The sequence below is a fragment of the Asticcacaulis sp. genome (genome assembly GCF_027484505.1).
GTDB lineage: Bacteria > Pseudomonadota > Alphaproteobacteria > Caulobacterales > Caulobacteraceae > Asticcacaulis.
The window spans coordinates 1-10,533 of record NZ_JAIXSV010000355.1; the positions used below are offsets into that span (position 1 = coordinate 1).

Consider the following 10,533-nt stretch of genomic DNA (forward strand, 5'->3'; position numbering starts at 1 on the left):
GGACTTGCCGTGGTCGATATGGGCGACGATGGAAAAGTTACGAATTTGGGACAGTTCGGTCATGCGGGGGCGATAGCATGAACCGCAAGACGGGGGAAGAGGGCAGGGGCACGGCCCCTGCACCCGGAAATCTATTCATTCGATTTGATGATACCTCCCTAACGTGTTGGATTAGGCGACCGTATGAGGCTGCTGAAACCAGCTTAGATAGGTTCAACCCTATTTGGGTTTCTTTGAAAAAGTGATTCGCTTTGGATCAAGAAGCCTTGGGTAATTTTAATAAAAAAATTCGTCCAAAAAGACATTTTAACGCTAACGTCAAAAAGACAACGTCTGAACAGAACAGCCTTTTTTCACGACCGGGGAATAGGTTATCAGAGTCAACAGAAATATCCTTATGAAACAGCAAATATCCTCGTTGACCGAGCCTTTATGCTTGTCACAATGAGACGTCAGTAAAAAGTGCTGATTTACTTTGGAGAAATGGACATGGTGCATATCCATATCCTTGACTTCGGAGATATATACATCCCGGCTTACCTTCTGTATCTGGTTTTTGCGGACGCGATAAGAAGGAAGCCGAGACATAGTAAAACCGAAGAGGGTGGGGCCTAAGGGCCTCACCTGCTTCTGGTTAGAGAGTAATCTTCTTATCGCCGTCCGACAAGCCGATAGATAAGGGGTTAGCTATTCGCTATAAAAGCAGCCGCAAATCCACCGCATCGCCCATCACCTTATAGCCCGCGATCGACGGGTGGATATGGTCGCCGGAATCGTAGTCGGGTTTAAGGCGCGTTGGGTCCGCCCTATCGGCCATGATCCGGTCGAAGTCGATCACCGCATCAAACGCCCCTGAGGTTCGTATCCAGCGATTGACCGCCTGACGGTCGGCCTCGTTCTGCGCATCGGGGTGATAGAGCGAAAAGCCCATAAAGGGCAGGATGGTCGCGCCAATTACGGTGATGCCGCGTTCCCGCGCCCGGCGGATCATCTGCTGATAGGCGGTGATCATGTCTTCGATCAGTTGCGCGTGGGCGGCGGCGCTCACCGGGGCGTCCTTGGTCAGGGTGCCGAGGTCGTTGACCCCTTCGAGGATGACCAGAAACTTCACCCCCGTCTGGCTCAGCACATCGCGCTCAAACCGCGCCATAGCATTGGGGCCTGAGCCGTCATTCAGTATGCGCCCGCCGCCAATCCCGGCATTGAGCACCGACAGGTGCCGCGTGCGCGCATCGGCCTGAAGCCGCCGCGCCAGCTGGTCGGTCCAGCGTGCATTCATGCCCGGCTTGACGCCATAGCCATCGGTGATGGAGTCGCCCAGAGCCACAATCGAGGCCGCCCCCCTTGGCGCTTTGACATCGACGCCCGAAATATGGAACCAACGCTCCATCGTCTTCGCGCCGTCCAAAGACGCCTCTGCCACACGGTTGCCCCTGGCGAAATAGGAGGCCATGCGCGCGCCGGGGTGGCTGGTTTGCGGTGAGGCGGCTTCGGGCAGGTACAGCGACAGGGTCAGGTCTGTGAACGCCTTGACGGTCATGACGACAGGATCGGACACATACTCGGCCCCGGCAGGGATCGTGATCGCCGTGCGCCCGCCAAAGGTCAGGCCGCGCGCAGTGGCCGGGTCTATGCGCGAGGTCATCTGATCCGCCGAAATCGCCGCATGGGCCGCGCCGATCTTCAGCGGCTTGGTGCCGAAGACATTGGACAGGCGCACGCGGAAGGCCGAGCCGCCCTGAGTCAAACGCACGATCTGACGGATGGTCACGTCGGAGGCGATTTCCGGCGGCAGGGTGGTGTCCGGATTGGGCACCATCTGCGACGAGGCCCACGCGCCCACCCACATCGTGCCCGACGCGGCGGCAGAGGCGGGCAGGCTCACAAGCCCCGTACCGGCGGCGATTCCGCCCAGCAGGGCGCGGCGGTCAATAGGGGTCATGTTTCGCTCCGGTCGTCTTGTTCGTATGTTGTGCGGACATCATCACCGGCCTGACCGGTGCGTCAATGCGAAGGGCGCTTGACCCTCACCTTGCGTGAGGGCGCAGGGCTAATCTGTAGCTGAAAGGAGTGTCCATGAGCGCCTATACTGTCAAACAATTTTCCGATCTGGCCCGTGTCTCGGTGCGTACCCTGCACCATTATGATGAGATCGGCCTGCTGAAACCCGCCTATGTCGGCGACAACGGCTATCGCTATTTCCAGCGACCGCAATGGCTGCGCCTGCAACAGATCCTGCTGTACCGCGAAATGGGTCTGAGCCTCGAAGACATCGGCGCGGTGCTGGATCGGCGGGATTTCGATGTGGCCGCCGCACTGAAGGCGCACCGGGCGCGGCTGGAGGCCGAGCTGGAGCGCTTCAAGGGGCTGATCGGGGTTATTGACGCCACCCTTCAGGGGCTGGCCCATGACGAACTGAGCCCGGACGCCCTCTATGGCTGGCCCTCTGCCGAGCGGCAGGCGGAATATGAGGCCTGGCTGATTGAGCGTTATGGCGCGGATATGCAGGCGCCGATTGACGCCTCGCGTCAGCATACAGGGGCTTTGGGCGAGGCGGGGCAGGCGGCGGTGATGGCGCAGCTGCAAAGCCTTGAAAGCGATCTGGTCGATGCCTTCCGCCACGGTCTGCGCCCGCAATCGCCTCTGCTCGACCCGCTGGTTCAGGCGCATAATCAATGGGTGGCGCGCATGTGGAACCGGCCCTGTCCGCCGCCGGCCTATGCCGGGCTTGCCGATATGTACCTGTCGCACCCGGATTTCGTCGCCCGCTATGAGGCCCTGTCGCCGGGCTTCGCCGATTTCCTGACGGCGGCGATGAAGGCGTGGGTCGCACGTCAGGGATGAGGCACGAAAAAAGCGGTCTGACATTTTTCGTGTCGGGCCGCCTTTTTTCGTAGTTTTCGTAGAAAGAGTTACAGCAGGCTGGCCGCTGCAATCAGGGCTGCCATAGGCAGGATACCGGCAAACAACAGGTTGCCAACCATACCGAACGTGTCGCTCAACTTGATCAGGGTCATCTGATACTCTCCTTGTGTTAACGACGACTATATATGTTGCGAGTGCGAAAAAGGTTAGGGGTCGATATGTCGCAGTTCCATCACATCCGGTAAGCAATCGCGCCAAAACCTGTTAAGCTTCGTGATCAGACAAGCAGGAGGGCGGTATGCTGACGTTTGAACGGGTGAAAGAGATTGTTCTGGCCTATCCGGACACCGAAGAAACGACGTCCTGGGACGCTCGGTCGTTCAAGGTCAATGGCAAGGTGATCCTCTTCTGGAATCCGACGCACGATGCGCCGGTGTTCAAGGTGTCGTTTGAGGAGCGCGACTTTCTGCTGGAGGTCGATCCCGACACATTTTTCACCACGGACCATCATCGGCCGTGGCCGCTCATACTGGCGCGCCCCGCCCGCGTCGATGTGGACTGGGTGAAAGCCAATATCGAGCGGGTGTGGCGCGCACAGGTGAAGAAACGCACGCTGAAAGCCTGGAATGAGGCCTCGTCACAGGCCTGACAGCCGGAGATGTTCAGAAGGCGGAGAAAATGGCGGCAACAAAGGCCGCCAGCATGGCCCCGGCAATGACCATCGGAAATATCTTGTCCATCAGGTCGTCCGGGTTGATCTTAAAGGCGCGCATCTTGGCTCACCTCCTTTCGACACAACGGAGAGAGTTTACGCCTTTTTTGGCGGGCCACATGTACACCTTGTCGTGAAAGCGCCCATTGCCGCCCCACTGACGCCGTAATCCCGACACGACGGCGTGATCAATGCGGGTATGGCAGACGGGCAGAGCAGGGTGCGTAACCGCGCAGGACGGTGGGGCTGGGCGGTAGCGGTGGCTTTGGCCCTGCACGCGCTGGCTGGCTTTTTGGTGGTCTGGCTGACGCCTGTGATGGCCGTGCCGGAGTCGCCGCCGACGGAGATTGAGCTGTGGCCCATGCCGGTTATGGCCCGGCCAGAACCGCAAGCTGAGGCTGCGCCCGCCCCGACGCCTGCCGACCCCACGCCGCGCCGTTCGTTATCCGCCCCCACGCCGCCAGTGCCGCGCACGCCTGTGCCCCAGATTCAGACTCCGCCATCCATCATTGAAAAGCCATCCGCACCGCCTTCAACGACCGAAACCGGCACCGGCGTCACACCGCGCGCCTATGCCGAAGGCGGCGATGCGGGTCGGGCCGCAGCGACGCGCGCCCTGAACAAGCGGCAATTCTGCATCCAGCAGCGCAATGAGGGCCGACCATTGGGCAAGGACTGCCCCGTCAGCCCGCCCAAAGAGGTCGTGTTGCCGCTCAAACCGCCGGAAACCCGCCCGACGCAACTGTGTCTGGCGGCGCGCGAACGCGAATGGCAGAAGTACCGCGAAGGGCGCGGGGCCTATCCCGGCCTGCGCGATATGGTCTCCGGCAAGAAGAAGTGCCGTCAGGGCTGGGATGATTAGATCAAGCCCTATTTCAGACATGCAATAGGGGGATAGATGAACCCTGACTGAAGCCCCCGGTAAGGATTTGGTCACCCCTTCAGGGTTAATAAAAGCCTTACGCTTATTTTCGACGGAGTCTCTTGCGTCATGGAACGCCGCCATTTTCTGATGGGCGCCGCCGCTACGGCCGCCACCCCGCTGATCGCTTCGCCGCTTCAGGCCCTGGCCCAGACCGGTGCCGCGTCATCCTCCTCGGCGTCTCCCAGCCGCACCGCCGAAGGCTATCAGCGCGATGAAATCCTGCGCGCCGGGTCCGACTTCCTCGGCGTCACGGTCGAAGCGCTGGGCGGAGCCATCGAAAAAATCTTCTCCGACTATGGCGACCGCCCCACCGCCTATATCGCCGGTGAGGAAGTCTCCGGGGCCATTGCCGTCGGTCTGCGCTATGGCAAGGGTCTGGTCCATATGAAGGCCTTGCCCAGCCCGCAGAAAATCTTCTGGCGCGGCCCGTCGGTCGGTTTCGATACCGGCGGCAACGCTTCGCGCGTCTTCTCGCTGGTCTATGGCCTTTATGACGTTGAGAAAATCTATCAGCGCTTCCCCGGCGTCGATGGCTCGGCCTATTTTATCGGTGGCCTCGGCGTCAATTATCAGCAGTCCGACGACACCATCGTGGCCCCGATCCGCGCCGGCGTTGGTTTCCGTCTGGGGGCCAATATCGGCTATCTGGCCTATTCCAAGACGCGCAAGTGGTTCCCGGCCTAAGCTATGGCGACGATTTAAGCGTTAACGCGGCTGCTTTCTCCTCCCCACCTGTGGGGTATAGCGTAGCGAAAGTATAGCTTTCGCAAGCGATGGGCAGCGAGCGTAGCGAGCAGACGGAGGGGTACACTTACCCGTCAAGATACCCCTCCGCCTCGTAAACTCGGCACCTCCCCAGAAAATGGGGAGGAGAAAGATCGCGAAGATTAAATCGCCACCACACCCTTAGCCTCATTTCCCACTGTTGCGAAAAATCCCCGTCACAAAACGGCGACACGGCTGACATGGCTGTGTCGCCGTTTGTTTAAGCGGGTGTCATCATGGCCGCGTAGCTGCCTTCCCCAGTGGCGTCGTGTGGACGCCCATTGGGGATTTGAGTATGAAAGCCTATCTGCAAGCCGGGACCGCCCTGGCCCTTCTGTTTGCTGCCGCGCCGGTTCTGGCCGCGGAAGCGCCCAAGGCGGAGGCCGTCGCGGCTCCGGCCGAAGCAATCACCGAAGTCATCGTCTATGGTCAGGGTCAGAGCCGTCAGCTTCAGACGCTGAAGGGCAGCGAACTGTCGCTCGAAGCCGCCGGCACCTCGCCGCTGAAGGCCATCGACAAGCTGCCGGGCGTGTCCTTCCAGTCGGCCGACGCCTTCGGGGCCTATGAATGGTCCACGCGCATCACGCTGCGTGGCTTCAACCAGAACCAACTCGGCTTCACGCTGGATGGCGTGCCGCTGGGCGACATGTCCTACGGCAACCACAACGGCCTGCACATTTCGCGCGCCATCATCTCCGAAGACGTGGCCCGCGTGGACCTGATGCAGGGCGCCGGTGCGCTTTCGACCGCCTCGACCTCCAACCTCGGCGGCACGCTGCAATTCTTCTCGCGCGACCCGGCCCAGACCATGGGCGGTGAGCTGGTCGGCACGGTCGGTTCGGACTCGATGCACCGCCTCTATGGCCGTTTTGAAACCGGCACGCTCGACAACCTCGGTGGCCTGCGCGCCTTTGTGTCGGTGGCCGATCAGAAGTCCGACAAGTGGAAGGGCGGCGGCGAGCAGAAGCAGCAGCAGATCAGCGCCAAGGCCGTGCTGCCGCTGGGCGAAGGCGAGCTGACCGGCTTCATTAACCACTCCGAACGCCGTGAGCAGGACTATCAGGACATGTCGTTCGAAATGATCGGACGTCTGGGCCGCGACTGGGATAACTTCCAGCCGAACTATGCGCTGGCCGTGAAAGTCGCCGACGCCTATCAGAATGGCAAGACTATCCCGAACGGCCTGACCGTGGATGATGCCTATTACTATGGTGCGGGCGTGCGCGACGACGACCTGATGGCGCTCAGCTACGAAACCCCGATCAATGACATGATCAAAGTGTCAGGCACCGTCTACAACCACAAAAACAAGGGGCAGGGCCTGTGGGTTACGCCTTATCTGGCATCCCCCGGTTACGTGAAATCGCCTTTCTATAATGCCGCCAACCCCAGCGCCGATAACGCACCCCTGTCGATCCGTACCACGGAATATGACATCGACCGTACGGGTGCCTTCGGCGCGGTGAATTTCGACCTCGGCGTGCATCAGGTGTCTGCTGGCCTGTGGATCGAAGACAACGATTTCAATCAGGCCCGCCGCTTTTATGGTGAGAAGGCGTCGGGTGCGACACGCAATCCGCTGGGCTTCCAGTCGGGTGCTTTCCTGACGCAGTGGGAATACAAGTTCAACACCAAGACCACGGTCGGCTATGTGCAGGACGTGTGGACCCTCAGCGAGCGTCTGAAGCTGAACTATGGTTTCAAGGCGATGAAGGTCGAAAATTCGGTCTCGACCGTCACGGGCAGCGCCCTGTCGGGCAAGATCAAGTCGGACGACAGCTTCCTGCCGCAGGCCGGTATCGTCTTCAAGGCCCTGCCGGAAGTCGAACTGTTCGGCTCCTACTCGGAAAACATGGCCGCCTACGTGTCGGCGGCGACGTCGGGCCCCTTCGGCTCTCAGTCGCAGGCCATCGTCAACTTCGTTAGCCAGAAGCTGAAGCCGGAAAGCTCGAAGACGTTTGAAGGCGGTCTGCGCCTCAACCTCAGCAATTTCCGCGGCGTTGCGGCCATCTATCACGTCGATTTCTCGGACCGTCTGCTGGCCATCCAGCAGGGCGCTTCGATCCTCGGCAACGCTTCGGTCCTCTCGAACGTCGGTTCGGTCAAGACCAACGGCGTCGAACTGGGCGGCACCTGGCGCTTCACCGACAGCCTGCGTCTGTCGTCGTCCTACAGCTACAACGACTCCAAGTATGCCGACAACTACACCAGCGATGGTAAGACCTATCAGACCAAGGACAAGACCGTCGTCAATACGCCGAAGCACATGCTGAGCGCCGACCTGAGCTACGACAACGGTACGCTGTTCGCTACGGCGGGTGCCAAGTACACGGGCGACCGTTACTACACCTACGAAAACATCGGCGGTAAGGTCGAAGGCTTTACCACGGTCGATGCAACGCTCGGCTACCGCTTCCCGGCCGATATCGACGTGCAACTGAACGTCACCAACCTGACCGACGAAAACTACATCTCGACCGTCGGTTCGGGTGGCTTCGTCAACAGCGACACCGCCGGCACGACCATGACCCTGCTGCCGGGCGCCCCGCGTCAGGCCTTTGTCACCGTGCGCAAGCGCTTTTAAGTATTGAGAACATCCGGGCCTCTGCTGCGGCCCGGATACACACTGCCGCTCCGGTGACCCAACCGGAGCGGTTTTTTTATAAAGCTAAGGTGCGGCCCGTTTCGGCGCTCCGGCGACCCAGATCGAGCAGACGCATGACGCTGAGCGCCTCTTCGGCGGTGACAGGCAGGGGGCCGGTGCCGCGTATGGCCTGCGCCATGCCCTCATAAAAGGCCGGATAGCGCCCCGGTAAAGTCGGCTGCGCCAGCGGCGGCAGGGGATCAGCACCCGACACCGGAGTCAGCACGCCGTCGCGGTCCATGCCCCAGCCCTCGCCACCGACCGGCTGCCCGGCCTTTAGCGCCTCTTCCTGCGTATCGAGGCCGTATTTGACGTAGCTGCCCAACCGCCCGTGGATTTCAAAGCGCGGTCCCGGCGCGGGCGTCAGGGCGCTAGCCTGCAAGCGCACACGGCGCCCGCCGTAGAACAGGGTGGCGTGGAAATAGTCATCAACCACAGAGCCTTCGCGCTGTTGCGCCAGATCGAGCGTAATGGCGTCGGGCGTGCCAAACAGGCAGAGGGCCTGATCGACCAGATGCGCCCCCAGATCGTACCACAGGCCGGACCCCGGCAGGGCCTGTTCACGCCAGCGATTGCGCAAGGCCGGACGAAAGCGGTCAAAGCGCGAGATAAACAGGCTGATCTCGCCCAGGGCCCCGGTCTCGATCAGGTGTTTCACCGTCAGAAAATCGCCGTCCCAGCGGCGGTTATGAAAGACGGTCGCCAGCCGGTTGGCGGCTTTGGCCGCCGCAATCACGGCCTCGGCCTCTGCGGTGGTGAGGGCAAAGGGCTTGTCGATGACAACATGCTTGCCCGCTTTGAGTGCGGCGATGGCTTGTGGGGCGTGCAGATCATTGGGCGTGGCCACGACCATCAGCTCGATCACCGGATCGGCCAAGGCGGTCTCAAAATCGCAGACCGTCACACCCGGCAGATCGGCATGGACCTCAGCGGGACGCGACGACACGACGGTGGTCAGCTCAAGGCCCGTCGCCGCCCGGATCAGCGGTGCATGGAAGGTCTTTCCGGCATAGCCATAGCCCACCAATGCCGTCTGTACCGGAGCGCTCATCATCTCACCAACTGTAGTTAAAACTGATGCTTATACGGATATCTTCAGACAGGTTAATCGGCACTTCGTGACGCAGCCAGCTTTCCCACATCAGAATCGTGCCGGGCTTGGGCGCCTCATAGACGAAGGGCTGATGTTCGCGTTTGGCCCCCTCTTTGCGCGGCGGCGAATTCATAAAGCTGGTCAGGCGCGGGTCTTCAAATTTGAGCGCGCTGGCCCCATCGGGCACGCTGACGTAGAAGGTGCCGGAAATCAGGCTGTGCGGGTGGATATGGTTCGAATGGTGCCCCATGGGCTCCAGAATGTTGATCCACATATTGTCGAGCTTCAGCGCGCCGGCGGGCAGGTCGTATTCCAGAATTTCGACAAAGCGCGCGGCGTGGGCGTCGGTATGCGCCTTGAGGTCTTCAAAGGCGCTGGCCAGCAGGGGCAGGTTGTTCAGCGACCCGTAGGAGGTATAGCCGAGATAGCCTTTTTGCTGTGACCAGTTTTGCCCGGCCTCGTCCTCATCGGCAAAGGCGCGGCAGGTGTCGTCGATCTCTTCAAGATAGGCCTCGAAATCCGGCATGTCCGACAGGTCGGCACGGTAGATTTCAGTGGTGAACAAAGGCGTGACGGTGGAGGCGTAGGGCTGGCTCATGCTGCCTTTTCGCCCAAAGGGGCGCTTGCGGCAAGCCTATTCGAAGACGCTGAGGTCGGGCGCGGCCTTTTGTCCCGGCGCCGGGCCGTAACGGTTGGGTCCCTTGGTGCCGGGGATGAGGCAGAGAATGAGTGTCAGGGCTTTGTTTAGGCCGAAAACTCATAAAACGGGTTTTCAAGGTGGCGTATGCGTGATTCAAGGCTTTCATTGATTTGGAGGCCTTTTTCATGACCCGTCGCCGCTACGAGCTGACAGAGAAGGAATGGGAGATTATTGCACCGCTACTGCCGAACAAGCCTCGCGGTGTCCCTCGTGTTGATGATCGCCGCGTCATCAACGGCATCTTATGGCGGTTTCGGACAGGTTCGCCATGGGCGGATGTTCCGGAGCGGTACGGACCTTCGACCACCTGCTATAATCGCTTCGTCCGGTGGCGCAAAGCGGGCGTTTGGGACCGGATTTTAGCCGATATATCAAAGGCCTTTGACGGCGATATCATCATGATCGACTCCTCGTGCGTCCGCGTGCACCAACATGGTGCCACGGCAAAAAAGGGGGCCTTGACGATGGCTGCATGGGACGTTCCCGTGGCGGGTTGACGACCAAGATCCATGCGGTCGTCGATGCCGAAGGCCGACCTATCGCCCTCGAACTGACGGCCGGGCAGGCTCATGATAGCCAAATGGCTTTGCCCATGCTGAGCGCCATGAGGGAGGGGACGATTGTGTTGGGCGATAAAGCTTACGACACCAATGCCTTGCGTATTGCCGCCCGCGAAAAGAAGGCGTGGGCCAATATCCCGGCCAAGAGCAATCGAAAGGACCGTTTTGCCTTCAGTGGCTGGGTTTACAGGCAAAGAAATCTGGTGGAGCGTTTCTTCAATAAGCTCAAGCAGTTCAGGGGAATTGCCACACGATACGACAAAAATCCC

At 60.4% G+C, this 10,533-nt stretch carries 8 protein-coding genes and 1 pseudogene; 6 read left to right on the forward strand and 3 right to left on the reverse strand.

All coding sequences use genetic code 11. From position 1 onward, the window contains the following. Positions 1-694 precede the first annotated feature (694 nt). Complete coding sequence (locus Q0072_RS20900; protein ID WP_298333780.1) at positions 695-1,942, reverse strand: SGNH/GDSL hydrolase family protein; 1,248 nt, start codon at positions 1,940-1,942, stop codon at positions 695-697. Between the two features lie 134 nt (positions 1,943-2,076). Between Q0072_RS20900 and Q0072_RS20905 the strand changes: the two genes are divergently transcribed. The 5 genes from Q0072_RS20905 (at position 2,077) to Q0072_RS20925 (ending at position 7,851) form a co-directional block, all read left to right on the forward strand. After that, on the forward strand, positions 2,077-2,844 hold the full coding sequence (locus Q0072_RS20905; RefSeq protein ID WP_298333782.1) for a MerR family transcriptional regulator: 768 nt from the start codon (positions 2,077-2,079) through the stop codon (positions 2,842-2,844). Positions 2,845-3,163: 319 nt separating this feature from the next. Further along, the gene (locus Q0072_RS20910) at positions 3,164-3,514 is read left to right on the forward strand and encodes an MmcQ/YjbR family DNA-binding protein (protein ID WP_298333784.1); all 351 of its coding nucleotides are present in this window, start codon (positions 3,164-3,166) and stop codon (positions 3,512-3,514) included. A 283-nt stretch (positions 3,515-3,797) separates the two neighbouring features. After that, positions 3,798-4,439, forward strand: a complete 642-nt coding sequence (locus tag Q0072_RS20915) for a hypothetical protein (protein ID WP_298333785.1) — start codon at positions 3,798-3,800, stop codon at positions 4,437-4,439. Positions 4,440-4,568: 129 nt separating this feature from the next. Beyond that, positions 4,569-5,186 carry a DUF1134 domain-containing protein gene (locus tag Q0072_RS20920; protein WP_298333787.1) on the forward strand — a complete coding sequence of 206 codons (618 nt, stop codon included), beginning with the start codon at positions 4,569-4,571 and terminating at the stop codon, positions 5,184-5,186. A 376-nt stretch (positions 5,187-5,562) separates the two neighbouring features. After that, the gene (locus Q0072_RS20925; RefSeq protein ID WP_298333789.1) at positions 5,563-7,851 is read left to right on the forward strand and encodes a TonB-dependent receptor; all 2,289 of its coding nucleotides are present in this window, start codon (positions 5,563-5,565) and stop codon (positions 7,849-7,851) included. A 76-nt stretch (positions 7,852-7,927) separates the two neighbouring features. On the opposite strand, the gene Q0072_RS20930 is transcribed toward Q0072_RS20925, so the two are convergent. Further along, positions 7,928-8,962 (reverse strand): oxidoreductase, encoded by a 1,035-nt coding sequence (locus Q0072_RS20930; protein ID WP_298333791.1) that lies wholly within the window; start codon positions 8,960-8,962, stop codon positions 7,928-7,930. A gap of 4 nt (positions 8,963-8,966) precedes the next feature. Next, a complete protein-coding gene (locus tag Q0072_RS20935) occupies positions 8,967-9,602 on the reverse strand; it encodes a TIGR02466 family protein (protein WP_298333793.1) in 636 nt (211 codons plus the stop codon). 227 nt (positions 9,603-9,829) lie between these two features. On the opposite strand from Q0072_RS20935, the pseudogene Q0072_RS20940 reads away from it, so the two are divergent. After that, positions 9,830-10,533: pseudogene (locus Q0072_RS20940) on the forward strand (IS5 family transposase); the annotation flags it as partial.

Coding starts and splice junctions, on each gene's coding strand:
- Q0072_RS20900 (WP_298333780.1), bottom strand. CDS start 1,942: ATGACCCCTATTGACCGCCGCGCCCTGCTGGGCGGAATCGCCGCCGGT.
- Q0072_RS20905 (WP_298333782.1), top strand. CDS start 2,077: ATGAGCGCCTATACTGTCAAACAATTTTCCGATCTGGCCCGTGTCTCG.
- Q0072_RS20910 (WP_298333784.1), top strand. CDS start 3,164: ATGCTGACGTTTGAACGGGTGAAAGAGATTGTTCTGGCCTATCCGGAC.
- Q0072_RS20920 (WP_298333787.1), top strand. CDS start 4,569: ATGGAACGCCGCCATTTTCTGATGGGCGCCGCCGCTACGGCCGCCACC.
- Q0072_RS20925 (WP_298333789.1), top strand. CDS start 5,563: ATGAAAGCCTATCTGCAAGCCGGGACCGCCCTGGCCCTTCTGTTTGCT.
- Q0072_RS20930 (WP_298333791.1), bottom strand. CDS start 8,962: ATGAGCGCTCCGGTACAGACGGCATTGGTGGGCTATGGCTATGCCGGA.
- Q0072_RS20935 (WP_298333793.1), bottom strand. CDS start 9,602: ATGAGCCAGCCCTACGCCTCCACCGTCACGCCTTTGTTCACCACTGAA.